The sequence below is a fragment of the Streptomyces sp. NPDC057697 genome, from assembly GCF_042799335.1.
In the GTDB taxonomy this organism is placed as follows: domain Bacteria; phylum Actinomycetota; class Actinomycetes; order Streptomycetales; family Streptomycetaceae; genus Streptomyces.
Genome location: NZ_JBHVJA010000004.1, coordinates 517,109 through 542,222, shown reverse-complemented (window position 1 = coordinate 542,222; position 25,114 = coordinate 517,109). Strand labels below are relative to the sequence as shown.

The 25,114-nt window shown below is 71.1% G+C and carries 16 protein-coding genes and 1 pseudogene; 5 read left to right on the top strand and 12 right to left on the bottom strand.

Annotation, left to right across the window (positions count from 1 at the left end; all coding sequences use genetic code 11):
* Positions 1-29 precede the first annotated feature (29 nt).
* From ACFVFH_RS15520 to ACFVFH_RS15510, 3 genes are all read right to left on the bottom strand, one after another.
* Complete coding sequence (locus ACFVFH_RS15520) at positions 30-5,402, bottom strand: amino acid adenylation domain-containing protein (RefSeq protein WP_383767975.1); 5,373 nt, start codon at positions 5,400-5,402, stop codon at positions 30-32.
* The gene (locus ACFVFH_RS15515; protein ID WP_383767973.1) at positions 5,399-8,884 is read right to left on the bottom strand and encodes an amino acid adenylation domain-containing protein; all 3,486 of its coding nucleotides are present in this window, start codon (positions 8,882-8,884) and stop codon (positions 5,399-5,401) included. Before ACFVFH_RS15515 ends, ACFVFH_RS15520 begins: the two co-directional genes overlap by 4 nt.
* A 109-nt stretch (positions 8,885-8,993) precedes the next feature.
* A complete protein-coding gene (locus ACFVFH_RS15510; RefSeq protein ID WP_383767970.1) occupies positions 8,994-10,604 on the bottom strand; it encodes an amino acid adenylation domain-containing protein in 1,611 nt (536 codons plus the stop codon).
* A gap of 827 nt (positions 10,605-11,431) precedes the next feature.
* Between ACFVFH_RS15510 and ACFVFH_RS15505 the strand changes: the two genes are divergently transcribed.
* Positions 11,432-12,667 carry an MFS transporter gene (locus ACFVFH_RS15505; protein WP_383767967.1) on the top strand — a complete coding sequence of 412 codons (1,236 nt, stop codon included), beginning with the start codon at positions 11,432-11,434 and terminating at the stop codon, positions 12,665-12,667.
* A gap of 114 nt (positions 12,668-12,781) precedes the next feature.
* On the opposite strand, the gene ACFVFH_RS15500 is transcribed toward ACFVFH_RS15505, so the two are convergent.
* The 4 genes and pseudogenes from ACFVFH_RS15500 to ACFVFH_RS15485 form a co-directional block, all read right to left on the bottom strand.
* Complete coding sequence (locus ACFVFH_RS15500) at positions 12,782-13,066, bottom strand: hypothetical protein (RefSeq protein ID WP_383767964.1); 285 nt, start codon at positions 13,064-13,066, stop codon at positions 12,782-12,784.
* Between the two features lie 108 nt (positions 13,067-13,174).
* Positions 13,175-13,361 (bottom strand): annotated as a pseudogene (locus ACFVFH_RS15495) (methyltransferase domain-containing protein); the annotation flags it as partial.
* Positions 13,362-13,443: 82 nt separating this feature from the next.
* The gene (locus tag ACFVFH_RS15490; RefSeq protein ID WP_383767961.1) at positions 13,444-14,319 is read right to left on the bottom strand and encodes a cyclase family protein; all 876 of its coding nucleotides are present in this window, start codon (positions 14,317-14,319) and stop codon (positions 13,444-13,446) included.
* Between the two features lie 118 nt (positions 14,320-14,437).
* Positions 14,438-16,042: an FAD-dependent monooxygenase gene (locus ACFVFH_RS15485; protein WP_383767958.1), complete on the bottom strand. Its 1,605-nt coding sequence runs from the start codon at positions 16,040-16,042 to the stop codon at positions 14,438-14,440.
* A 71-nt stretch (positions 16,043-16,113) separates the two neighbouring features.
* Between ACFVFH_RS15485 and ACFVFH_RS15480 the strand changes: the two genes are divergently transcribed.
* Positions 16,114-16,554, top strand: coding sequence for a MarR family winged helix-turn-helix transcriptional regulator (locus ACFVFH_RS15480; protein WP_383767955.1), 441 nt, complete (start codon positions 16,114-16,116; stop codon positions 16,552-16,554).
* A 704-nt stretch (positions 16,555-17,258) separates the two neighbouring features.
* Here ACFVFH_RS15480 and ACFVFH_RS15475 read toward each other — a convergent pair.
* On the bottom strand, positions 17,259-17,579 hold the full coding sequence (locus ACFVFH_RS15475; protein WP_383767953.1) for a hypothetical protein: 321 nt from the start codon (positions 17,577-17,579) through the stop codon (positions 17,259-17,261).
* 343 nt (positions 17,580-17,922) lie between these two features.
* On the opposite strand from ACFVFH_RS15475, the gene ACFVFH_RS15470 reads away from it, so the two are divergent.
* Positions 17,923-18,492, top strand: coding sequence for a GNAT family N-acetyltransferase (locus ACFVFH_RS15470; RefSeq protein ID WP_383767950.1), 570 nt, complete (start codon positions 17,923-17,925; stop codon positions 18,490-18,492).
* Between the two features lie 381 nt (positions 18,493-18,873).
* On the opposite strand, the gene ACFVFH_RS15465 is transcribed toward ACFVFH_RS15470, so the two are convergent.
* The gene (locus tag ACFVFH_RS15465) at positions 18,874-20,139 is read right to left on the bottom strand and encodes an NADH:flavin oxidoreductase/NADH oxidase family protein (protein WP_383767947.1); all 1,266 of its coding nucleotides are present in this window, start codon (positions 20,137-20,139) and stop codon (positions 18,874-18,876) included.
* Between the two features lie 105 nt (positions 20,140-20,244).
* Between ACFVFH_RS15465 and ACFVFH_RS15460 the strand changes: the two genes are divergently transcribed.
* Entirely contained in the window at positions 20,245-20,853 is a 609-nt protein-coding gene (locus ACFVFH_RS15460; protein WP_383767944.1) for a TetR/AcrR family transcriptional regulator, read from the top strand.
* Here ACFVFH_RS15460 and ACFVFH_RS15455 read toward each other — a convergent pair.
* The 3 genes from ACFVFH_RS15455 to ACFVFH_RS15445 form a co-directional block, all read right to left on the bottom strand.
* Positions 20,826-21,401: a hypothetical protein gene (locus ACFVFH_RS15455; RefSeq protein WP_383768051.1), complete on the bottom strand. Its 576-nt coding sequence runs from the start codon at positions 21,399-21,401 to the stop codon at positions 20,826-20,828. The two genes, ACFVFH_RS15460 and ACFVFH_RS15455, sit on opposite strands and share 28 nt — an antisense overlap.
* 253 nt (positions 21,402-21,654) lie before the next feature.
* The gene (locus ACFVFH_RS15450; protein WP_383767941.1) at positions 21,655-22,320 is read right to left on the bottom strand and encodes a UbiX family flavin prenyltransferase; all 666 of its coding nucleotides are present in this window, start codon (positions 22,318-22,320) and stop codon (positions 21,655-21,657) included.
* Positions 22,321-22,397: 77 nt separating this feature from the next.
* Positions 22,398-23,837 (bottom strand): UbiD family decarboxylase, encoded by a 1,440-nt coding sequence (locus ACFVFH_RS15445; protein ID WP_383767938.1) that lies wholly within the window; start codon positions 23,835-23,837, stop codon positions 22,398-22,400.
* Here ACFVFH_RS15445 and ACFVFH_RS15440 point away from each other — a divergent pair.
* Entirely contained in the window at positions 23,725-25,053 is a 1,329-nt protein-coding gene (locus ACFVFH_RS15440; protein WP_383767935.1) for an AsnC family transcriptional regulator, read from the top strand. The genes ACFVFH_RS15445 and ACFVFH_RS15440 overlap by 113 nt on opposite strands.
* Positions 25,054-25,114 lie beyond the last annotated feature (61 nt).

Genomic DNA, 25,114 nt, shown 5'->3' with positions numbered 1-25,114 from the left:
CTGCGGGGGACGGCATGGTCCGGGCGGTGTCAGGTGGTGGTCCGGCGCAGCAGGGCGTCCGCCTCGTCCTGGAGTGTGTCGAGGTCGTCCGCCACGACCTCTGCTGTCGAGATGTCGGGGAGCCGGCTCTCGATCTGGTGCAGGGGCCGGTAGCGCAGGCCGAGGGCGCCCCATGCCGCGAGCAGCAGTCCGCCGGTGATCATGAGCAGTCCCATGCCCCGGCCGGGGCCCGTGCCGCCCACGATCTGGAGAAAGGGAGCGTGCCGGGTGAGGGGGTCGAAGAAGTGGTTCAGCAGGAGCGGGGTGAGCAGGAAGCCGAGCGGCATCAGCCCGGTGGCGAGCATCTGGTTGGTGGCCACGACCCTGCCCTGCAGTTCCAGGCCCACCTTGGCCTGGAGGATGGCGAGCCAGTGTGCGTTGAGGAGGGCGTTGCACACCCACCACAGGAACAGGCCGACGCCCATGAGGACAGGTTGGGGTCGCAGCCCGATCAGCGCGGTCGCCAGTCCCATGCCGATCGTCATGCCGATCATGCCGTCGGCCCGGCGGCGGGTGCCGCCCCAGAAGGCCATGGTCAGGCCGCCGGCCGCGGCGCCGAGGCCGCCTGCGGCGGTGATCGTGCCGAGGACGGCCGGGCTGCTCGTGGAGAGGACGAGGGGGGCTGTCAGGACCGTGGTGGTGGCGGTGACGTAGTTGACGACGACGAAGAAGAGCACCATCGCCACCATGGGTGGGCGCCGGGCCAGGAAGCGCCAGCCTCCGGTGATCGAGGACAGGAAGCCTTCCTGGCGTCTGCGGAAGAGGCGGTCCGGGAAGCGGACGGCGAGAAGGACGGTTCCGCCGGCGAGGACGGCGACGAGGTCGAGCCAGACCACTGCGGTCAGTCCGGCCAGGCTGATCAGTGCTCCGCCCAGTACGGGTGCGATCAGGGTGCTGAGGGCGGTGCCCAGTTGCACCACGCCATTGGCCTGGGCGAGGTAGGGCTTGGGTACCAGTTGGGCGACCGAGGCGAGGTAGGCGGGCCGCTGGAACGCGGCGGTGAGGGAGGTGAGCGCGGCGAACACCGCGACATGCCACACCTCTAGCGTCCCGGTGGCCGCGGCGGTGATGAGGCCGGAGAGGGTGATGCCGTAGACAGCCGCGCAGGCCAGCAGGACCTGGCGGCGGTCCCAGCGGTCGGTCGCGGCGCCGCCCAGTGGTGCGGCGAGGAAGGCCGGGAGCATGGCGAGCATGGTGACCAGGGAGTAGGCGGACACCTGGTGGGTCTTGTGGAAGACCCAGACCCCGAGGCCGAAGGAAGTGAGTGCGGAGCCGGTCATCGAGGCCGTCTGGCCGAATGCGAAGAGCGCGAACCGGCGAAGGTCCCGTCGTTCCTGTGCCTTGTCCGGTGCGTTGTCCGGTGCCTTGGGCGCGGGTGGGGAGGCCGGGGGTACGGAGAGTTGTTGCTCGACGATCCCGGCGAGTTCGCGGGCCTGGTGTTTGAGGAAGTAGTGCCCCGCGTGCGGGATGCGGGAGAGGGAGACGTCGTCGGCGACGGCGGTCCACTCGCGGTACCGCTCCTCGAAGAGTTCGGTGGTGCGGTCGCGGTCGCCGATGACGCACCGCAGGGGCGCCCGCAGCCGTTGGGGGGTGTGGGACTCGAAGCGGGCGCTGAACCAGTCGACCGCTTGGCGGGCGTCGTGCCGGACGGCGCGGATCGTCGAGCCCAGGGTCTCCTGGTCCATCTGGCCGCCGAGTGCCCGCAGAACGTCGTGGTAGGCCCGGTCGGAGGTGCGCCGGTCGTCGGGGAACCAGCGGTGGAGGAGAGCGGGCAGCCTGCCGGGGAGCCGTGCGCTGGGAAAGGCGGCGCCGAGAACGACGCCGGCGAGTTCCTCGCCCGTCTCTTCCAGCGCGAGGGCCAGTGCGGCCGCGGGTGCTGTGCCGACGCAGTGCCCGTAGATCAGGAGTCTGCCGGTGTCGAGACCGGCGAGTTCGTCCCGGCATCGTGCCACGATCTCGGTGAGGGAGCGCAGGTCCTCGTCGGCGCGTGCGGGATCGTGGCCCGGCAGTTCCACGGCGAGTACCTGGAGGTCGGGCCGTCGTGCGGCCAGTTCGTGTGCGAGGGGCTGGTACGAGGCCGCGGACCCGCCGCCGTAGGGCAGGCAGACGACGGTGGCCCGCGGAGGTGTGCCCGGGGGCGGTCCGGCCAGTCGTTGGAGGAGTCCGGTGCCGGCGGATGCGGGATCGTCGAGCAGGGCCGCCAGTTCCCGCACCGTGGGGTGGGTGAAGAGGGATACCACCCGCAGGTCGGGGCCGATCAGCCGGGCGGCGCGCAGTGCGCTGAAGGAGTCTCCGCCCAGTGCGAAGAAGTCGGCGTCGATGTCGAGGTCCTGGCCGGGGAGTTCCAGTACCTCGCACCAGGCTGCCGCGACATGCCGCTCGGCGGCGCTGCGCGGTGCCGTGCCTCGGTGGTTCGGGGAGGTCTCCGGGAGGGGCAGGGCGGTGCGGTCCACCTTGCCGTTCGGGGTCAGTGGGATCTCGGGCAGCGGTACCAGGGCCGAGGGGACCATGTGATCGGGCAGTCGGGAGCGCAGTGCGGAGCGTACGGCCGTGGTGTCGAGGGGTGCGTTGTCGTCGGCCGGGACGAGCCAGGCGACCAGGCGGCGCCGGTGTGCCTCGCCGACGGCGAGCACGACCGCTTCGCGTACCGGGGGCAGGGCTCGGCAGGCCGCGGCGATCTCGCCGGGTTCGACCCGGTACCCGCGTACCTTGATCTGGTCGTCGAGGCGGCCGAGGAACTCGATGAGTCCGTCGGGGCGGACGCGTACCCGGTCGCCCGTGCGGTAGCAGCGCCGGTTTTCCCCGGTCGGGTCCGGGACGAAGGCCCGTGCGGTGGCTTCGGGATTCCCGGTGTAGCCGCGTGCGACTCCGGGGCCGGCGATCCACAGTTCGCCGGGGGCTCCGGGCGGCGCGAGCCGTCCGCCTCGGTCGACCACGTAGCACAGTGTGTTCGGGAAGGGTGTGCCGAGCGGGACGGAGGCGCCGGTGTCGGTGTCGGCGGGTTCGCATCCGAGGACGGACACGGTCGTTTCGGTGGGGCCGTAGTGGTTGTGCACCCGAAGGCCGGGGCGGGCCGTGCGCACGCGGGCGACGAGCGGGGGCGGGCATGCCTCCCCGGCGAGTACGAGGAGGTGGGTGGGCAGTACGGCCGCCAGGTCGCCGTGCGCGGCGAGGAGTTCGAGATGGCTGGGGACCATCTTGACGATGTCCACCTGGTGGGCGGCGAAGTACGCGGCCAGCGCCGCGGGGTCGGTGGCCCGCTCGCGTTCCACCAGGTGCAGTGTGCCTCCGCTGACCAGCGCCCCGAACAGCGAGAGGTATCCGAGATCGGCCGCCGCTGTGGAGAGCAGGGCGAAGGACCGCCCGTGACCGTCGATCCGTTCCAGAGCGGCGTGCAGGTAGTGGGTGAGGGAGCGGTGTTCCACGCCGACGCCCTTGGGTGTGCCGGTCGTTCCGGAGGTGAAGATCAGGTAGGCGAGCTGGTCCCCTGGCACCTCCGCCCGTGCGGCGGGCGGGGCCGTGGGGGTGCTGCCGGGGGCGGACAGGTCCTCCGTCGCCAGGACGTGTTCCGCCCGTACCCGGCCGGTCAGGGCGCGTCGGGCCAGTACGAACCGTGCGCCGGAGGCCGTCAGGGTCCGGGCGAGGCGTTCGTCGGGGTGAGCGGGCTCCAGCGGGACGAAGGCCGCCCCGGCCCTGAGTATGCCCAGCAGGGCCACGGGCAGATGGATGTCCCGCTCGGCCAGTACCGCCACCGGCTCTCCGGTGCGTATCCCGGCTGCGAGCAGGCCATCGGCGACCCGGGCGGACCGTTCTTCCAGTTCCGCGTAGGTGAGGGTGCCGTCCTCCGCGACGACGGCGGTCCGTTCGGGTGCGGCGCGGGCCTGGCGGCGCACCAGTTCGGGAACGGACTCGCCCGGGTAGGTGCGTACCGGCCCGCGCAGCACTGCCTGGGCCGGGTCCGTCGGGAGCAGCTCGCCGACGGGGCTGTCGGGGTCGTCGGCCAGGCGTGTGAGCAGCCGCAGGTAGGAGTCGGCCAGTCGTCGCGCGGTCGCCGGGTCGAAGCGTTCACCGCGGTACTGGAGCACTCCGCTGAGCGGGCCCTCGGTACCGTCCAGGAAGCAGTGCAGGGCCAAATCGCTCTTGACCGCGCCGGTCGCGATCTCGGAGAAGCGTGTCGTCAGTCCCGGGAAGAGGCCGGTGGGATCGGGCCGGACGTACAGGTTCGCCATCGTGTCGAAGAGGGGCTTCGTGCCGGAGGTGCGGTCGGAGCGCACCTGGTGCACGACGCGGTCGAAGGGGACGTCCGCCCGCGCCAGCGCGTCGAGCACGACGTCGCGCACCTCGGCCAGCAGGCGGCGCCCCGACCATGCCTCGGACAGGGACGTGCGCATCACGACGGTGTTGACGAACGGGCCGACCGCCTGCTCGCTGCGTGCCGTGTGCCGGCCGCCGTCCGGTACGCCCACGGAGATGTCCTCGCTGTCGGACATCCGTGCCAGGAGCGCCTGCCAGCCTGCCAACAGCACCATGAACAGTGTGACACCGTTGTCAGAGGCCAGGGAGTGGAGTCGCGCCTTGAGTTCGTCGGGGAAGACGAGAGGGACGCCGGCGCCCGTGTCGGAAGGCGACGGCTGGGCCGGGCGGTCGGCGGGCAGGTCCAGAACGGTCGACGCGTCACGCAACCGCTCCTGCCACCACGTCAGGTGACGGTCGGTCAATTCCACTGAGGCGGGCGTGGCCGCCTCGGCGTACTGCGGGGGCTGTGGCGGCGGTGGGCCCTGCCCCACTCCGTGGGCGTAGAGCGCGGCCAGGTCGGTGAGCAGGAGGCCGTTGGACCAGGCGTCGGTCGCCATGTGGTGGAGGACCAGCAGGAGGGCGTGCTCCTGTTCGTCGAGACGGAAGCAGGTGACGCGGAGCGGGCATTCGCGTTCGGGTGCGATCGGCTGCCGGGCGCGCTCGTGGACCTGTCGGTCGAGTTCGGCCTCGGTGTCCGTGGCGGCGCCGAGGTCGACGACGTCCAGGGGCACGGCCGAGGCCGGACGCATGGCCAGAACGGGGACGGGGCCCGAGGCATCGACGACACCGCGCAGTACGCCGTGCCGTTCGACGAGTTCGCGCAGTGCGGCCAGGAGGGCCGGGCGGTCCAGCGAGCCGCGCAGCCGCAGCAGGACGGGGACGAGATAGGCGGGGCTGTCGGGCTGGAGCTGGGAGGCGAGCCACATCGCCTGCTGTGCGGGGCTGAGCGGCGAGGGCTCCTCCCCCTGTGGCGCGGCGGCCTGCGGGCGCCCCGCTCTGCGGGCGGAGAGCAGGGCGCGCAGCCGGTCCTGGTCGGTCGGTGAGGCCGTGCCGGTCGTCTCGCTCATGCCGTCTCCTCCTTCTGGTCCGCCGCGTCCAGGGCGGCCAGCGCCTGCCGTTCGACCTCGGCGGCCAGGTCGCGCAGCACCGGCAGCGCGAAGACCGCGCGTACGGAGACGTCGACGCCGAGCGCGTCCCAGATCTCGGCCGCGACCCGCATCGCGGTGAGCGAGGTCCCTCCCAGATCGAGGAACGAGTCGGACGCGGACACGTCCTTCACCGGGAGCAGCCGTTCCCAGACCGTGGCCAGGAATTCCTCGACGACGGTGGAGGGTGCGACCCGCGCTCCCCCGTCCGGGGCCGGGGGCTGGGCCGACGTGGACGGCGGCTGGGCCGACGGGGGCGGGTCGGGCAGGTCGATGGCCGAGCAGGAGCGGTCGGGTGCCTCGGTACCCCGTGCGAGGACATGGAGGAATCCGTCCAGCAGCGCCATGGCCGCCTCTTCGTCGAAACATTCGAGGTCGTGGACGAGATGGATCTCGGTACCCGACACCGTCGAGTTGACGAGGAAGGTCGCGTCGTCCCGCGCGGTGCCGGTGTCGCGTTCGCCGAGCACCCGCAGGGCCGCCGCACCGGCGACGGCCCGGACCGGCGCCCCCGACGGCCGCATGGACAGCGAGACCGGGACCAGAGGCGCACCGGGGCGCCTGGGCAGCCCTGCCGCCACGGCGGCCTCGGCGAGTGCGTCGGCGGGGCACATCGTGTGTGCGAGCACCCGGTTGCGTGCCAGGGCCGCCCGCGCCGCCACGGTACGGAACGTCTCCTCGGGACCGAAACCGACGCGGACCGGAAGGACGAAGAGCAACGGCCCCACGACCCGGTCGAGTTCCGGGACCGGGCGTCGCGCCACCGGCACGCCGACGAGGACGTCGTTCCGTCCGGTCCAGTGCGCGACGAGCACATCGAGCGCTGCCAGGTACACCGCGAATTCCGAGGTGCCCGAGGAGGCCGCGAGGTCGCGTACGGCCTCGGCGGTGCCGGTCGGCAGCCGACGGACCAGTCGGGCGCCCCGGTGCGCGGGGGTCCCCGCACGCGTGCCGCGCGCGAGGTCCCAGGGGGGCAGTGCGCCCTTGAGCTCCTCGCGCCAGAAGTCGCGGTCGGACCGTGCGGAGAGCGCGAGGGCGTGTTCCTCCCAACGCGCCACGTCCCCCAGTTGCACGTCCGGTTCGGGCACGGACCGGCCGTCGAGAGCGGCGGCGAGCTCCTCCAGGACGAGGCCGCCCGACCATCCGTCGAAGGCCAGGTGGTCGACGACGATCAACAGCCGTGCGCGGTCGGGGGCGGTGCGGGCGAGCACGGCGCGCAGCAGCGGGGTGTCCCGGGGCGTGAACACCTGCCGGGCCGCCATGTCGAGGAGCGCGTCGGCCTCTTCCGTCGTCCGTCGCGTCATGTCGTGCTCGGTGAGGGGAACCGGTGCCGGGGGCAGCACCCGCGCCACGGGGCCGTGCGGGGTTTCCTCCACGACGGTACGCAGCGCTTCGTGCCTCACCACGAGTGCGTCGAGGGCGCAACGGAGCGCGTCGGTGGTGACGGCGCCGTCGATGCCGAGGTCGAAGGCCTCCGTGGTGACGCCTGGTTCCGGGCTGATCTGGCGGGTCGTCCACAGTGCGCGCTGCATGTCGCTGAGCGGCGACTCGGTGGCGTCCGGCCGCCGGACCGGCGCGGGCACCGGAGGGGCGGCGTCGATGAGTTCGGCCAGGGCCGCCACGGTCGGCTCCGTGAGGAAGTCCCCCAGGGGGACCACCGCTCCCCATTCCGCACGGACCCGGGCCAGGACCCGGGCGGCGGCCAGGGAGTGCCCGCCGAGGAGGTCGAAGCGGTCGGTGCGGCCGACCGGCCGGTCCATGCCGAGCGCCTCGCCGACGATCGTCGCGAGTCGTGTCTCCGCTCCCGGCCGGGGGCGCTCGCCCGGTTCCGTCGTGCCGGCGGGAGGGGTCACGGCGGACAGGGCCTTGCGGTCCACCTTGCCGTTGCTGCTGCGCGGCAGCCGGTCCGTCACCAGGACACGGGCCGGGACGAGGTAGTGCGGGAGGCGGGCGCGCAGCAGCCGGAGGAGTTCTCCTTCGGTGGGGGCAGGAGTGCCTTCCGGTGCGGTCTCCACGTGCGCGTGCAGTGTCCGTGTGCCGTCCTGGTCCACGGGGGCGAGGACAACGGCGTGCCGCACACCGGGGAGCGTCGCCAGGACCGCCTCGATGTCGCCGGGCTCCACGCGGAAGCCGCGTACCTTGATCTGCTCGTCGAGGCGACCGACGTAATGCAGCACTCCGCCCGCGCGGCGCACGAGGTCGCCGGTGCGGTACCGCCTGCCACCGGGTACGTCGGGATCGGGGACGAAGCCCGCCGCGGTCGCCTCCGGGGCTCCCAGGTAGCCGAGGCCGACGAGGGGCCCGGCGACCCAGAGTTCGCCGATGGTGCCGTCCGGCACCGGGCGCTGCTGGGGGTCGCGCACCGACAGGTCACAGCCGGCGACTGCCGTGCCTATCGGCGGCTTGCCCGTCTCGTCACGGCCTATCGGGTAGGTGGCGCAGAAGACGGTGCATTCGGTGGGTCCGTAGAGGTTGACGACGGTTTCGACGCCCGGTTGTGCGTAGAGCTGGTCGACAAGGGAGCGGGGTACCGGTTCCGCTCCGGCGTTGACCCGCCGCACGCCGGGGGGCAGGGGGCGTTCCAGCAGCATCACGAGACCGGAGGGGGGCGCGCTGATCATGGTGACCTCGTCCCGTGCGGGGAGGTCGGGGAGTGCCAGGATGTCGTCGGCGAGGACGACGCTGCCTCCCGCGCACAAGGGGCCGAAGATCTGGTGGATGGAGGCGTCGAAGGAGAGCGACGCGGTCGCCAGGCCCACGCGCAGGTGCTCGGGGTCGATCGTCCGGGTCATCCATTCCAGCAGGGCGAGTACGGAGGAATGCCCGATGACCACGCCCTTGGGGGTCCCGGTGGATCCGGAAGTGAACAGAACGTACGCCTCCTCCCCCACCGTTCGTGCCGGACTCGGTACGGGGCTGTCGGGAACGCCCTGCCGCGAAGCGGCATCGATAATGAGGGGGCGTGCGCCCGCAGCGGCGACGACGGGGGCCAGTTCCGGTGTGGTGAGGACCTCGCCGATCCCGGCGGCGCTGACCATGTGGGCCAGCCGGGAGGGCGGTAGCGCGGGGTCGAGGGCCACGCAGGAGCGGCCGGCCCGCCACACTCCCAGGAAGGCGGCGACCGTGCGCTCGTCGCGCCCGAGGCAGATTCCGGTTCTGCCCCATGGGGCGGAGGGCAGAAGCGCGCTGATCCGTGCGGCGAGGGTGAGCAGCTCCTGGTAACTCGTCCTGCGCTCACCCGCGATCACGGCTGTGGCGTCGGGGTGGCGGGCGGCCTGGCGGGCCACCAGGTCGTGGACCGTCCGGGAAGGGGAATGCTCCTCGGCCTGTAGGTGCTGCGGGGAATCGACCGGCATGGGATGGCTCCAGATCTTCGGGAGCGCCGCAGGGATGGAGGCGCTCATGACGCGTCGGGACGAGCCCCCTGTGGATGCGGGGGCTTCGGAAGGGCGGGGAAGGATGAAGGGAGGAAGGACAGGGTGTGTGGCACCCCGGTGAGGGCAGACCGTCAGGTCAGTGGGTCCCTTCGTGGGACTCGGTCGCGACGGCGCGGGTGTTGCGTTCCCGCAGCAGAGCCGCGAGCAGGGGTCGGTCGCCCGGAGTGGAGGAGGGGGCGGCAGGAGTGGCCCGGTCGGCGCCGAGCTGCTGTTCGGCGCGTACGCGCAGCGCCGCCCGGTCCAGCTTGCCGCTGCTGGTCCGGGGAGTTCGGTCGAGCGTCAGGTAGTGACCGGGCACGTACGCGGAGGGGAGGGCGGAGGCGATGTGCGCGCGCAGGGCGGCGGAGAGCGCGCGGGGGCTGGTACCGGCCTCGGCCGCACGGATCCACGCCACCAGTTCGGTGTCCTCCCCGAGCCGGGCCGCCACCACCACGGCGTCGCTCACCGAGGGGTGGGAGCGCAGCCGGCACTCGACTTCCTGCGGCTCGATGCGCTGCCCCCGGATCTTCACCTGGTCGTCGGTCCGTCCCAGGTACTCCAGGTTCCCGCCGGTCAGGCGTACCCGGTCGCCGGTCCGGTAGATCCGCCGCACGGAGGATCCCGATGGCGCGGGCACGAAGGCACGGGCGGTCCGTACGGGATCGTTGAGGTAGCCGAGGGCCAGTGGTGTGCCCCCGATGCACAGCTCCCCTTCGTCTCCGTCGGGGACCGGCCTGCCGTCCTGGCCGAGCACGAGCAGTACGCAGTTGTCGATCGGGCGGCCGATGAGGACGTGGTCGATCTCCCCCGCCGATGCCGGGCTGGTCCAGTGGCTCACGTCGATGGCGGCCTCGGTGGGGCCGTAGAGATTGTGCAGTGCGGCGGGGACCGTGTTCACACACGCACGCGCCACTTCGACCGGCAGCGATTCACCGCTGCAGAAGATGTGCCGGAGGGAGGTGCACCGTGCCGCGTCACGGTGGCGGAGGAACTCACGCAGCATGGTGGGGACGAAATGGCAGAGGGTGATGCCCTGTTCGCGGATGGCGCGCGCCACGAGTCCGGGCTCGCGATGCTCCCCGGGCGGCAGCAGGACGCAGGTGCCACCGGAGATGAGGGGGAGCCACAGCTCCCAGCCCGAAACATCGAAGGTGATGGGCGTCTTCTGTAGAACACGGTCGTCCGGGCCGACTTCGTAGGTGTCGCGCATCCACACCAGCCGGTTGGCGAGAGCGGAGCTCGGCAGCACGACTCCCTTGGGTGTGCCGGTGGTCCCCGATGTGAACAGCACGTAGACGGGCTGCGCGTCGTGGACCGGCTGTATGGAGTCCCATTCCGGCTCCCCCGCTGCCGGGCTTTCCCAGTGCGCGGGTAACGCGAGTGTACGTAGCCTCTGGGCGGCCAACCGGTCCTGTGTCGTGTCCGTGACGAGGGCCAGAGCGCTGCCCGATACATCGAGTATGCGCCGCAGCCGGTCCGGGGGGGCGTCGGCGTCCACGGGGAGGTAGGGAAGCCCTGCCTTCAAGGTGCCGAGCAGGGCCACGAGCAACTGCACGCTCCGAGGGATTGCCACCACCACGGGCAGGCCCGGCGGCGTCGCGGCCCGCAGTGTGCGGGCCGTATCGTCGGACCACGCTTCCAGTTGGGCGTACGTCAGTCTCTCCTCGCCGTACTCGACGGCGACGGCCTCGGGCTTCGCCCGGGACATTTCCCTGATCAGCCCCGGGAGCCCCGTGGGGAAGGAACACACTGCCCGTCGGCCGGACAACTCGGCTGTCGGCGGGCCTTGTTGGTGGCGCACATCCGCTCCACTCATATTTGCGACTGTTTCCGTGCGAACTTATAGAGGTGGTGAAACACCACACAAGATTCCTTGACGGCATGCTGACGCGTCCTTGCCGTACCCGGTGGAACGCGCGGGTCAGCACCTCAGCACCGATCTCCCCGGCAGGGACCGGGTGGCTGCCCGGCTCCGCACGACCTGCGGTGCTTCCGGGTGATCTGGCGGTGCTTCGTCAACGGTCTTCTTCCGTTTCGGATTCCCAAGTTCCTTGAGAATCCTGCATGGTTCGGATCATGGGCTGCTGTGGGACCGGAGCCTGTGCGTGAGGAGACGAAGGCATCCACGGTCAGGTTGCACAACCGTCCGAAAAATCTTCCTGCCACACGGTGCGGCCTCATGGTTCCGCGCTCCGTACGCAGGCGGGGCGGGGCGGTGCGCGGACAGGGGAGGCCGGCGGGAGTGAGGGAAGGAGCCCGGGGCGGAGCGATGTGGGGCGGGCGGGGCGGAGCGGGCGCCGCGGCGTGATGCAGCGCTGCGTGATGTCGTGCGGTGTTGTCAGCGCAGCGTAGGTCGCGTTCACGTTCGGTGACGGGAGGCGGACACCACGCTGGGGTCTCTTCTGCGCGAGTCCCACGGTGCCGACGCCTCCGCGGGGCGCTCCGGAGGCGCCCTACCCCGGTCGTGAGCAGGGGCGGCGGCGCGGCTAGGGTGCGCGGGTACGCCAATCACCCCGTCCTGGAGACCCTCGCACCATGGAGTCGATCCTCCCGAACCCGGTGATCCGCCGTCACCGCCGGGCCCTGCAACTCTGCTTCGCGATACCCGGACTGTCGCTCGCCACCTGGGTGACCCGGACCCCCGACGTCCGGGACCGGCTCGGGGCCTCCACCGCGGAGATGGGCCTGGTGCTGTTCGGCATGTCGATCGGCTCGATGCTCGGCATCCTGGCGGCCGGAGCCCTGGTGGCGCGGTTCACCACCCGGCCGGTGATCCTGGCCGGCATGGGCCTGGTGCTGGCCGGTGTGGGGACGGCCGCGCTGGGCACGGCGGCTGCCTCGGCCCTGACGGTGGCCGCCGGGCTGCTGTTCATCGGCGCCGGCATCGGCCTGTCCGAGGTCGCCAGCAACGTCGACGGGGCCGTGGTGGAGCGGGAGTTCGGCCGGCCCGTGCTCCCGGCCCTGCACGGCTGCTACAGCCTGGGCACGGTGATCGGCGCCTGTCTCGGAGTGGCCGGTGCCACCGTCGGTTTCCCGGTGCCCTGGCACCTGGCCGCGGTACTGGTGGTGGCGACCGGACTGTTCGCCTGTGCGGTGCCGGGCCTCCGCCCCGGCCTGGGCCGCCCGGAGCCGATCTCCGCGCCGCCCCCCGCGGCGGGCCCGGTACCCGCCGGAGGTTCGCGGGAGCGCCGGCTACTGCTGGACCCGCGGCTGCTGATGATCGGCGGCGTGGTGTTCGGCATGACCCTCGCCGAGGGTGCCGCCACCGACTGGCTGCCGCTGCTGATGGTCGACGGCCATGGCATGCCGACCGGCCTCGGGTCGGCGGTCTACGCGGGGTTCGCCGCCACCATGGCGGTCGGCCGATTCGCCGGCGGGCCCGTGGTCGCCCTGTTCGGGCGGCCCGCCGTGCTCGGCGGCGGCGCACTGCTGACCGCCGTCGGCATCGCCCTGGTGTCCTTCGTCGATGCCCCGGCGGCCGCGGCCTGCGCCGTGCTGCTCTGGGGGCTCGGCACCTCGCTCGGGTTCCCGCTGGCGCTCTCCGCGGCCGGCGAGTCCGGCCCGGACACCACCGCCCGGATCGCCCTCACCTCCCGGATCGGTTACGTGGCGCTGCTCACCGGTCCCCCACTGCTGGGCTTCCTCGGCGAACACCACGGCCTGCGCGCCGCGATGCTGCCCGTACTGCTGCTGATACTGCTCGCGGCCGTGCTCTCGCCCGCCACCGCCGACGGTGCGACCGCCCGTGAACGGGCCGACCGGACGGCCTGACCCGCCCGCCGACGGGGGCGTCGTCTCCGGCCCTCCGGCCTCCGGCAGAGTGTCCCGTTCAGTCGGGAGGCGACGGTCGGGGGTGGGCCGGGGGTGGTGCCTCGGCGGCCTCGGTCACGGGCTCCGGACCGTGCCGCGGGCCGGATCGGCGAGTCGTTCCGCGTCCGGGGTGCCGGGTTCGGCCGACCAGAGCACGAGTTGTTGCTCCGGTGCACCGGCGTAGCGGAAGGTGTCCCAGTCGAGGGTGAGTTCACCAACGGTGGAGTGGGTCACGCGTTTGCTGCCGAAGTACTGGTGCGCAACGCGGTGCCCGGGAAGCCCGACCTGCGCCGGTGTGAGTTCACCACGGCGATGCCTGAAGAACTCGCCGAGCTCACGAAGGCGTGCGGAACCAGTCACCCCTCCGGCATGGCACCGCGGAAACGGCTCTGCCTGGGAGAGATCCTTCCTAGGAAGCGGCCCGACCTTCCTGTGCCCCGGCCGTCGGCCGACAGTGGACTAAGGCAGGATCGCCGGCGCACCGCCCGCCCGCAAGACACACAAGACCTCCTGGCAGTGGACCGGCCGGGGTCGGTCCACTGCCAGGACCGGGCGTACGTGATGAGGTCGCAGGAAGTCTCGGCCGGCGGCAGAGCAGGCCGTCACCCCTGACGACCGGAACCCCTGGCAACGCCCGGCGGAAGTCACCGGCCATGGCCCCACCCGGCTCGACAGCGATCACAATGGACGCACATGCCCTCGGAGGGGTCCGCGGTGGACCTGCGCTCGGTTCGTGATCAGAAGATCGCGATCGGATTGACCGCGAGCCCCGTGGTTCCCGTGATACGCGGTGGCGCGAGAACGAGCATGAAGCTCCACCGCTGCAGGAAGGCACACCGGTCGGCAAGGTCGTCGAGGTGGGCGGCGTCCACCAGCGGCAGACCCAGCCGTGCCAGGGCGACCTGGTGCATCGGCATCGGGAAGCTGGGTGGGCGGGCGTCGCTGATGTCACCGACATAGAGAGCCGCACCGTGCTCGTCCAGCCACTCGACGGCGCTGAGGTCCAGCCCTGGGACGGGCTGCGTCACGGGCTGGTTCACGTCCCAGCCACCGCGGACGACGATCGCGTCGCCCGGGTGCACCGATGTGCCCGCTCGGTCGAGCGCCGCGTCGAGGTCTGTTCCGCTGACGCGGTGGTCCGCGTCGAGTCTGCCGCGGCCGGGGGCCAGGTCCAGGAGGATGCCTCGTGTGACGATGCCCCCAGCGACGTGGTCGGCGGAGCCGTGGCGTACGCCGGTCGGTGTGACGGCGTCCTGCAGCGGGACGCCGGGATAGACCGTGTCGCGGACTGGAATGTGTGAGAGCGCGTCGAAGTGCGTCAGTCCAGCGTTGTGCGTGTTGATGAGCAAGGAGTCCGTGAGGGCCACGGGTCGGGTTCCGTTGAAGTTCACGACCTGCATGACGGGCGCAGGCATCGTGGCGGGGTTCCCGACGGGTGCCAGGCCGGTGGTGAGCGGTACGGGAGCAGTGGGACGCGCGAGGCTCACGGAGGTCGCGTCGTGTACTTCGGCCGCGGCGCGTGAGCGTGCCGCGTCGTCGATCAGGTTGAGCGCACCGATCTCGTCGGCGTCACCCCAGCGTCCCCAGTTGAGGGGCAGATCGTTCTCGCTCATACGGATCTCTCTTTCCTCGTGTCCTGGGGCTTCGCCACGGTGTCGTGCCGCGGTGAAGCCCCACCGAATCCACCCGCCTTGCGTGCCCTCCTGCAATGCGCAGGGCGGCATCCGTTGATCACGCGCGTGTCGGCTCCGGCTTGCGGAGGCTCGTCAGCCGGTTCAGGGCGGCGCGGAGGCTGGTGCCTCCGGTGCCACGGGCGCTGAGGTAGCCGTCGGGGCGGACGAGGATCCAGTCCCCGGCGGTCGCGGCCAGTGTGTCGTGGACCCGACCGTCGGGGTCCCACACACCGTGGCCGTCGCCAGGACGCTCGTGGCTGATCGTCACGGTGTCCACCCAGGCTGGTAGCGCCCCGGTCCCGGAGGTGAGGTGATCCTGCCCTGCGGCTTTCTCGCTCCCGGTGAAATGGAGCAGGTGCCAGGCGGGTGACCTGAGCTCCGCCCGCAGGATGGTCCAACCGGGTGACTGGGCGTCGGCGGCTGAGATCTGGGTGAGTCGCTCGCCGGGGCGCGGGCCCTCGCCCGGCTCGTCGTCGGGGACCGTCAGCGGGCTGTCGGGGTAGGCGATGGCCAGGCCGGACATGCTCCGGATGAGCTGGTGCTGGAACTCCCGCATCGACTCGGGGGACTCCGGGGTGCCGCCGCCGGCGGTGTCGACCATGACGGTTCCCATGACCTCGCTGGTGGAGGCGAGCAGGGCCCGGCCGATGGGGACGCGCTCGGCGTCGTAGGTGTCGAGCAGGGTGGCGTCGGCCTGGCCGTGGATGACCATGGCCAGCTTCCACGCCAGGTTGTACGCGTCCTGGACACCGGTGTTGAGGCCCTGCCCCGACGCCGGGGAATGGACGTGGGCGGCGTCGCCCGAGACGAAACACCGCCCGACGTGCATCGCGGGTACCGCGCGCTGCTGGATGGTGAACTTCGACGCCCAGGTGGGGTTCTCGACGACGGTGTCGCGCTCCAGTGCCCGCGACAGCTTGGCTCCGAACTGCCGGGCGATCTGCTCGGGGTCCTCCGGCCGCCCTTCACCGGTGGTGTCCAGCAGCCGCCATTTGCCCGGTTCCGGAAACGGGAACAGCATCAGCGCGCCGCCCGGCGGGAACAGCCAGTGCACGCCGTCGCGGTCCACGTCGGTGTGCACAATCGCGTCGGCGATCAGCCAGGTGTGGGCGGACTCGCCCGTCAGGGGCAGCCGTAGCGTCTTACGGACGGTCGAGTGCCCGCCGTCGCAGCCCCACAGGTACCGGGCGCGCACGGTCTCGTGCGCAGCACCGGAGCCGTCGCCGCCGCGCAGTACGGCCGTGACGGCGTCGTCGTCGTGCTGGAACGACTCCAGCCGCGTGTTCCACTCCACCGCGACCCCCGCCGACGCGGCGGCACCACGAAGCACGCGTTCGATGATCACCTGATCGATATTGAACATGTACGGGAACCGGGTCGGCAGACCGGCGAAGTCGAAGTCGAGCCGCATCCCGCGCCCGCCCTGATGGCGGACGAACGTACTGATCCTCGTGCCGTGCGGCGCGATCTCACCGACGATCCCGAGCTGATCGTAGATCTCCAGGCTCCGGGCATGGGCACCCAGCGCACGACTGGTCGTCGCCGGACCAGCGGCGGCATCCACCAATCGAACCGACACCCCCGAGTGGGCCAGCTGTGATGCCGCCATCAGCCCCACCGGACCGGCCCCCACCACGAGGACATCCACGTCATAGCCTGTCATGCGACCACACTCCCTGAGTTAGCTTCGCTGACACAGGGACGGTATCTTACGAACGAGGAGACCCACGAACCATGACGACTGAGGATCGCTCGGACGCACATCTGCCACTGCACGCACTCCTGCAACGAGGTGTCCGATGGTTCTCCGATGAACTCGTGGCTCGTCTGGAGGCCGCGGAAGTAGCCCCCGTGACGCCGGCTCACACGACCGTGCTCGCGCATCTGGACCACGACGCGTCCCTGAGCATCGCCGAGCTGGCCCGCCGTGCCGGCGTCACCCGCCAGACGATGCACCGCGCCGTCACGCAGCTCATCGCCGAAGGTCTCCTGACCAGCACGCCGGGGCCCGGTTTTCCGCGCAGCACCCTCATCCGGCTGACCGACGCCGGACGCCGGCGCCGTGATGTCGCCCTGGGAATTCTTCGTGACCTGGAAGTGGAGCTCGGCAATCGGCTGGGACCCGCGACCGTGGCAGAGCTTCGTGACGCCCTGACCCGAGCGTGGCCACGCTGAAGGATCGCCCATGCCCTCGATGTCACCTGCGACGATGCCCACCGGAGACCGCGCGGCAGACACTCATCACGGAGCGCGACCCCACCTTTAACCCAGGGCCTCTGGCCTCTGGCCTCTGGGAATGGCAACCGCGAGGCGCGCGATCCGGCTCGGTGTCGGCGAGCAGTCGACCGCTACGTTCCCACTCCGCGATTACCGCCGGGCGTCGAACGGTGCTTCGCCGGGTCCGCCGCAAGGGCTCTGGCGTACATGTCGTCCATGGCGCGGCGGCGCACTGTGCGGCGGCCGGGCGGGCGCGGCCACCGGCTCGCGGTGTGCCGCGATGCGCGGGGCCCATGGCCGACGGGGCCGCTGGGCAGCCGCGTCCTCGTCGCCCTCGGTCTCGTATTCGTGAAGCGGATTCAGGAGCGGGCCACCGCCGGAGCTCTTGTTCGTCAACCCGCCGAACGGAGCAGAAGCACGGTAGGCACCCCTGCGACGTCGTCCGGCCCGCGCCTACGACCGGGCGCAGCACGATGGCTGCACCGGTACGGCACCCCGTCCGCCACCAGCAGCGCATCAGCGACAGTCGGTGTCGTCACCTGGCTCCGACGCCCGCCGATCGCCCCAGCTGCCCCGTAGTCCCACTGTCCCGCTGTCCCACTGGAGAGAAGCCGTGTCAGAACCCCGTGGGCCGGACCATGACGGCTTTCTCTTCGACCGGATCACATACCCGTGATGTCCCTGGCCTTTTTCAGTACGGAGTCGAGCGCGTCCACTGCGGCGTTCTGCCGCCTCGCGCGCGCCGCCCGGTCAGCGGGAACCAGTCGCGCGGCGACCTCCACGGCGTATGTGTCCGGGACGCCGAAAGCGGCCTGCGGCTGCTCTCCTGTTTCCGCGCAGTGCACCGTGACCTCCTTGACCGCCTGGAGCACGACTGCCCGGTCCACGCCCGGCTGCATGGCCAGCCGTAGCTGGAAGCGCGCCATCCACTTTTCGCGGTCGTCGTCCCTCGCCGCGTCTGCTGTCCTGTCCTTCTTCGCCACGCTTCCTCCTCGATGATCAACATCCGACCGTCATGGAGTGGGACGGCGGATCATCGACGTGGGTTGCGCAAACGAAGAAAATGATCAATCTCAGGTGGCTGCTGCCGGGAACCGCACGAGCTCCACCCGGCCCAGTCCACTGTCGCGGAACGTCACAGCTCACGGCCTCCGGCACGGCTTTCAGCACCGCTTACACACTTACGAGTCGGGGAACGACGGAGGCGGTTCCTCGGCCGTGGCGTCGAGGTGGCCGTGCCGTGCTGCTCCTCCAGCACCCCACCCGGTGACACACGCGGCCCTAAACTCCATGGACCGTCTCACCTGTCTCGGCCATGATCCTCACGTGACCACCTACCTTGAGTCCGAGCGCCTGACCCTGCGCCCCTTCGCTGCCGACGACGCGGACCTGCTGATCGAGCTGGACAGCGACCCGGCGGTGATGCGCTATCTGACCGGCGGCGCTCCGACCCCGCCGGAGGAGGTCCGCGACCGCGCCATCCCCAGCATCCTCGCCGGGTACGAGCGCTGGGATCACGATCTCGGTCTGTTCGCCGCGCACGAGAAGGACGGCGGCGCGTTCGTCGGATGGTTCTGCCTGCGTCCGCTGCGCAGCGGCCCGCGCGAGGAGGCCGAGCTCGGCTACCGCCTGCGCCAGGCGGCCTGGGGCCGGGGCTACGCCACGGAGGTCTCGCGGGCGCTGCTGGCAAAGGGGTTCGCCGTGCTCGGCATCCGTATGGTCTGGGCCGAGACGATGACCGTGAATCGCCCTTCGCGCAACGTGATGGAGAAGCTCGGGATGACGCTCGCGGAGAGCACTCCCACGCCGGACGACATGATGGCTGTTGAGGGTTCCGAGCACGGGGGTGTGCGGTACGAGATCACGAAGGATCAGTGGGAGCGGCGGCAGGCGTAGTCGGCAAACGGCACGCCTGGCGGCATGAACGCGAGCGCAGTCCTCCTCCAACCGGATCTGCGTGGAGCACGCCGACGCCGAGTACAAGCAGTGGTGTCCCCCGCCGCGCTGCGCCGGCCGCCGCGAAGACCTCGCCGAGCCCCAAGCCGCCATGGCCGGCCTGGTCTCCGACCAGTCAGCCCGTCGTGGCGTCAGCTGCCCCTCGCATACGGTCCGGGCTCGTCGGCTCGGTGGGGAGCCCGGCCCGCCCGAGCCGCCATCGGTCGGGAGGTCCGGCGGGCGCGCCGATGAGGTGCACCGCCGGAGGGCGGCCGGGCTGGGGCGCACGCGCCGGGGAGCGTTCCCGTGGTGCTGTCCGCTCGGCCCGGCCGGGCACGGGGGTCACACGGCCCGACTCGTGGTCGTTTCCGTGTGTCGCGTGGTGGTCAGCCAGGTGCGGTAGCGGCGCAGGGCCCGTCGCTGTCGACCCTGCTCGCAGAGCAGGGCGCGCGCCGGGTGGGTGCCGGGCCGGGGGGCCTGGCCATGAGCGATGCGGCGCATCTGGTGGCGGACCTGGGCCATGCTGGCGGCCGAGGCGAGGGCCTTGTCGGACCAGGAAACCGGGCGAAGGTGTCGGTCGGCCTCGCGGCCGTTGCGCCAGCGGTCGGGCAGGTCCGGGGTGACGGAGAGTGCGGTACCCACTCCGACGAGCGCCACCCCACTGTCGAGGACCTTCTCCGCGGTCTCCCGGCGGGTGATGCCGCCGGTGAGCATCAAGGGCAGGGGGCTGGCCTCGACCAGGTCCTTGGCCAGGTCGAGGAAGTAGGCTTCGCGGGCCTGGGTGCGCTCGTCGGCGGCGCGGCCGGTCATCGCCGGACTCTCATAGCTGCCGCCGGACAGCTCGACCAGGTCGACACCGAGCGGTGCGAGCATCTCGATCACCTGACGTGCGTCGTCGGTGTCGAACCCACCGCGCTGGAAGTCGGCGGAGTTGAGTTTCACCCCGACCCCGAAGGACGGGGAGACGGCGGCGCGTACGGCACGGACGATGTCCAGCAGCAGCCGGGCCCGGTTCTCCAGGGACCCGCCCCATGCGTCGGTGCGCTTGTTGACCAACGGGGAGAGGAACTGCGACACCAGGTACCCGTGCGCGGCGTGAATCTCCACACCGTCGAAGCCGGCCTCCTCGGCGCGGCGGGCCGTCACCGCGAACCGCTTCACCGTGGCGTCGATCTGCTCGGGAGTCATGGCGAGGGGACGGCCGAAGCGGCTGCTGTGCCGACCCAGTTCGACACCCACGGCGGACGGGCCCCACACCACGCCCGGCATGCCGGTCTGCACCTGACGGCCGGGGTGGTTGATCTGCATCCACATCGCCCCACCGCCCGACTTGCCCGCCTTGGCCCACTCGGCGAACGGCTCCAGCGGCGCGGCCTCGTCGAGCACGACACCCGCGGGGCCGGTCAACGCCTCGGCGTGCACCATGACGTTGCCGGTGATCAACAGTCCAGTACCGCCTGCGGCCCAGCGCCGATACAGCTCCAGAAGGTGCCGACCGGGCAGTTGCCCCTCGTCGGCCAGGTTCTCCTCCATGGCCGCTTTCGCGATCCTGTTGCCCAGCGCCTGTCCGGAGCGCAGGGACAACGGCGAGAACAGTTCGCTGGTCATCCGAATCCCTCTCTGCTCGGCCGATCGAAACGATCGCCTAGAATGTGTACACCGCTCACATTAACCAAGGAATGTAAGCACCGCATACTTCAGAGGGTGTGACCCGTGCCACAAGCAACTGCCTACCACCACGGCGACCTGCGGGCAGCCTGCCTGCGCGCCGCGCGCGAGCTGCTGGAAGAGGACGGCAGCGCCGCACTGTCGATGCGGGCCGTCGCACGGCGCGCGGGCGTGTCGCCGACCGCGCCCTATCGACACTTCCCGGAACGTGAAGCGCTCGTCTCGGCGGTCGCGGCCGAGGGCTACCGCGAACTCACCGAGCACCTGGCCACCACCCACCCCTCGCCCGCGACTCCCGACGAGCTCGCGGCGGTCGCCGTCGCCTACGTCCGCTTCGCGCTCGACCACCCCGCGCTGTTCCGGGCGATGTTCGCCGAGCCCTGCGACTCCGACAACGAGGAACGGCTCGCCGCGACCGAAGCCATCACGCAATACGTCCGCGACATCGTCCGCCGCACCTTCCCCGGCACCGACCCGGATGCGCTGTGGACCTCGGTGTGGGCACTCGTCCACGGCCTGGCCTTCCTGCACCTCGACGGCAAGTTCGACATCTCCTCTCCCGACGTGATCGCCGACAAGGTTCGCAGTGCGGTCCTGGCGCTGTTCTCCGCTGCCCCGGCCCTCTCTCAGACGACCGCGACGCAGCCCCGGTGACGACTGTCCGGGCGACGGAACGGCGGTCCCGCGGTCCCGGCCGGGGGCCTGCGCGGCCCGTACCCCCGGCCCTGCCGTACGTACGCGTCGTACGTCTTGCGGGAACCGCTCACCCGAGGCAGGGAAACGTATCCGATGCCGTTCTTCATGGAACGGCCTTCCAGGCCGTCGAAAGAGGAGGTGGACGCCTCCGTGCCCTCCTTCGCCTGCCCCGGGTCCCGGAAGGTGCTGTGCAGATCGCCCAGAGCCCCCAGCGCCGACTCGACGGCCCCGTACGTGTCCGCGGGCTTCTGCGCCCCGCGGGCCTGCGAGAACGTTCTGCTCCGGAGAGCGTTCCCGTCGATCTGGTGACGGAACAGCGAGAGCTCTTCCATGATGCTCAGCGCCTTCGACACGTACGTCCGCGCCGCGGGCGCCATGTCGTCACCGGCGGGGTCCTGCGCATCGCTCGCGCACCCGGTCGCCGCGACGACAACCACGGCCAGTACCGCCCATGCCGGCGTGCGCAGTGAGCGTCCCTGCCCCGACCGTCCCCAGGCTCTCGTCACGGAATCCGAACCTCACGTCAAAGGCCGCGCGCTGACGGGTGCACGGATGAGAAACAAGTACCCAGCCCATTGGCCGACTTGTTGCCTTCGCGACGCCGTAACACATGGGCAGCCATGTCGTCGACGACGGTCGGAGGTCTGCCGCCGGGCGAGTCCCGCCCGTGCGTGAGTGGTCGTGCTCGGCAAGGCGCTGCGCGGCGACGGGCTTCGCTCCGGACCGTGGATCAAGGGTGGCCCGTGCCCTTTCGACCGGCTACGGGTGTGCGCCGTCCTCTGGGCCGCGCTGCTGCATCCGGTCCGCCTCCCACATGGATCCGTTACGACGCGTATGGGCCAGACCCTGCCACCGCGCCGCGATGTCCGCGGTGCCCACGGGGAAGTCGAACTGGTCGAGGATCCGCATGACGATGTGGTCCACGAGGTCGCTGATGCCGTTCGGGATGTCGTAGAAGGCCGGCATCGGGGGGACGATACGGACGCCCATGCGGGAGAGAGCGAGCATGTTCTCCAGATGGATCTCGTTCAGCGGGGTTTCCCGGGGGACGAGGACCAGCGGGCGGCGCTCCTTGAGGGTGACGTCGGCCGCGCGGGTGATCAGGTTGTCGGCCAGGCCATGGCGTACCGCTGCAAGCGTCTTCATGCTGCACGGGACGATGACCATGCCCGTGACCGGGAAGGAGCCGGACGAGATCGTGGCACCCAGGTCTCCGAACTTATGGGTGACGTCGGCGAGTTCGGCGCAGTGCCTGCTGGTGCGGGGTGTCTCCACCTCGATGGTGGAGCGGGCCCAGGTGCTCAGCACCAGATGGGTCTCCACCTGCGGAACCTCCCGCAGGATCTCCAGCAGACGGACGGCGATCGGGGCCCCTGTGGCGCCGGTGACTCCGACGACGAGGCGGGTGGGGGAAGCGGTGGTCACGGCGGGCTCCTGTCGTGGCGGAAGATCTGCGGAGTGGTGGGGAGGGGACCTGCTTGTCCCCTCCCTCGCGGTGCCCGCTACATCGACAGGACGCCCGCCCAGCGCTCGCGCAGCTCCTCCCGGGTCGTGTCGTCGACGCGGTTGGCTGCCGGGTACTGGTCCTTCCACGCGAACGGCTTGCACGCGTCGATCAGTACGATGCCCATCGACAGGTCTCCGGCGGCGCGCTTGTCGGGCGACAGCCTCGGGTCGATGGCGGTGGTGGGCGCGCGCAGCACCTGGATGGACTCGGACGGGTCGACACGGGTGAACACCGCCCACAGGACGTGGTTGATGTCGGTGATGTCGATGTCTTCGTCGACCACGACGAAGTACCGCTCCATGCCGCCGGTGCGCTTGCGCCCGGCCGCCGCGATCAGTGCGTGCATGGCGTCGCCCGCGCCGGTCTGCTCGATGGAGACGACCATCATGAGCTGGCGGGCGTAGGCCCACACGCCCTTGATGTTCTGGACGCCGGCAGCCTCCAGATGGTCCCAGGTCACCGAGGCCGAGTACAGCGGGACGGCCTGGTCACCGGCGGGAACGGTCGGGAGCATCGGCGGGGCGCCCAGAATGATCGGGTCGTTCCGGTGCATGATCCGGTCGACCCGGACGACGGTCTCCTGGCCCGAGTGCGTGTAGTAGCCGGTCCATTCCCCGAAGGGGCCCTCCAGTACGGACTCCTCCTCGACGGGCGGCAGTTCGCCCTGGATGACGATCTCCGCGTACGCCGGAACCGGAAGGTCGCTGCCGGGCGCGTACAAGACCTCGACGCCCTGTCCGCGCAGTCCGCCCGCCAGGTCGTACTCCGACATCCCGGACGGTGCGGCGATCGCCGCCGCTGTCGAAAGGATCGGGTCCTGGCCCACCACCACCGCGATGGGGCAGGTCCGGCCACGCTTCCAGTACTTCTCGGCGATCGCCTTGGCGTGCCGGTTGCCGAGCATCCACAACGAGAGCCGGTCCGGGCCCTGGACGCAGGCCCGGTAGGTGCCGACGTTGACCCAGCCGCTGTCCGGGTCGCGGGTGATGACCATGCAGGCGGTGCCGATGTAGCGGCCGCCGTCCCCGTCGTGCCACCGCGGCGTGGGGAAGATGCCGAGATCCACATCGTCGCCGACCAGGACGTTCTCCAGGACCGGGCCCGTGGGAACCTCCACCGGGGGGATGGGTTCGAGCCGCTTGCTCAGGTCCTTCCAGGCCCGCACGATGTCGAGCTTCGAGGCGTCGTGGGGCAGCCCGAGTGCCACCGCGGTCCGGGCGGCGGTCCCCATGAAGTTGGTGAACACACGGTGCCCCGCCGGATAGCCGGGAATGTTGTCGAACATCAGCGCGGGGCCTTCCTTCTCCGCCATCAGTTCGGTGATGCCGCCGATGTCCAGATCCCGGTCCGCGCCGTTGATCCGGAGGATCTCGTCCTTCCCGAGGATCTGCACCATGTGGTCGATGTACTGCCGAAGGTCACGGAATGCGTTCATGTGTCGTCGGGGAGCCGGGCGGTGCGCCCGTGCCTCCCGTCCTCCTCTTCTCTTTCGTGACGGCGGCGGCTGCGGCTGCGCAAAGAGCGGTCGCCCCCGGGGGGCCGCTTCGCGAGGGCAGTCACCGCGCGGGCCTGCATCGCCAGGATCCGGACCGGCCCGGACCAGGTGCAACGAGCTTGGAGCCGCATGCCGGATATTGCGCGAGATAGAGTCGGGGTGCGTGGAATACATCGATCTCCAGCTCATTCATGCGCTACACATTGATGGCCGCGCACCACTGCGCCGGATTGCGTCAGTGTTGGGCGTATCCGACCAGATGGCCGCCCGCCGCTACGCCCGGCTGCGCGAGACGGCCGGGCTCCGAGTCGTGGGCCGGCTCAATCCGCGTCCCGTCGGGCAGACCGTGTGGGCGCTTCGGCTGCAGTGTGTTCCCAGCGCCTCGCTCGGCCTGGCCCAGGCGCTGGCCGAGCGCGAGGACACACGATGGGTGCAGCTCGCATCCGGCGGCACCGAGGTCATCTGCCACCTGGCGGTCCACAGCGACAGCGACCGGGACGCGCTGCTGATGGAGAGGATCCCTTCGAGCCGCCGGGTCACCTCGATCACCGCGCACCGCATGCTGCGGCTGTTCAAGGGCGGTCCGACCACCTGGGACGGTCCCACGTCCGCGCTGAGCCGGGAACAGATGGACGCACTCGCGCCCCCGTACCCGCCTCCGCACTCCGGCGCGGCTCCGGTGGAGCTCACCGATCTCGACCACGTCCTGCTCGCCGCGTTGAACCGCGACGGCCGCACGCCGCACGCCGCGCTGGCCGTCGAGGCCCGCTGCCACGAGTCGACGGTGCGCCGCCGCATCGCGCACCTGCGGACGGCCGGAGCACTCTTCTTCGTGCTGGACATGGACGAGCGCGTCCTGGGCAACCCGGCGGGCACCGCCATCTGGATGTCGGTACGGCCCTCACAGCTCGCCGCCGCCGGAGCAGCGCTGGCGGGCCACCCCCAAGTGGCATACGCCGCCGCCACCACGGGGCGGACCAACCTCCTGGCCAGCGTCCTCTGCTCCGACGACGAATCCCTCTACGCGTACCTCTCCGACCGCATCGGTGCCCTCCCTGGCATCGATGCGGTCGAGACCGCCCCGATCATCCGGACCCTCAAGCGTGACGGCTCCGTCGCACGCAACCCCCGCCCCGGGGCCGGTACGCGCCGTTGATCATGTAGCTGGTCCTCCGGCATTTCCGCTCACCGGGTGTCCCGCGCCGCGGAACGGCCAC

Coding starts and splice junctions, on each gene's coding strand:
- ACFVFH_RS15480 (WP_383767955.1), top strand. CDS start 16,114: ATGACGACTGAGGATCGCTCGGACGCACATCTGCCACTGCACGCACTC.
- ACFVFH_RS15440 (WP_383767935.1), top strand. CDS start 23,725: ATGCCGCCGATGTCCAGATCCCGGTCCGCGCCGTTGATCCGGAGGATC.
- ACFVFH_RS15445 (WP_383767938.1), bottom strand. CDS start 23,837: ATGAACGCATTCCGTGACCTTCGGCAGTACATCGACCACATGGTGCAG.
- ACFVFH_RS15520 (WP_383767975.1), bottom strand. CDS start 5,402: ATGAGCGAGACGACCGGCACGGCCTCACCGACCGACCAGGACCGGCTG.
- ACFVFH_RS15505 (WP_383767967.1), top strand. CDS start 11,432: ATGGAGTCGATCCTCCCGAACCCGGTGATCCGCCGTCACCGCCGGGCC.
- ACFVFH_RS15510 (WP_383767970.1), bottom strand. CDS start 10,604: ATGTCCCGGGCGAAGCCCGAGGCCGTCGCCGTCGAGTACGGCGAGGAG.
- ACFVFH_RS15485 (WP_383767958.1), bottom strand. CDS start 16,042: ATGACAGGCTATGACGTGGATGTCCTCGTGGTGGGGGCCGGTCCGGTG.
- ACFVFH_RS15515 (WP_383767973.1), bottom strand. CDS start 8,884: ATGAGCGCCTCCATCCCTGCGGCGCTCCCGAAGATCTGGAGCCATCCC.
- ACFVFH_RS15465 (WP_383767947.1), bottom strand. CDS start 20,139: ATGACCAGCGAACTGTTCTCGCCGTTGTCCCTGCGCTCCGGACAGGCG.
- ACFVFH_RS15490 (WP_383767961.1), bottom strand. CDS start 14,319: ATGAGCGAGAACGATCTGCCCCTCAACTGGGGACGCTGGGGTGACGCC.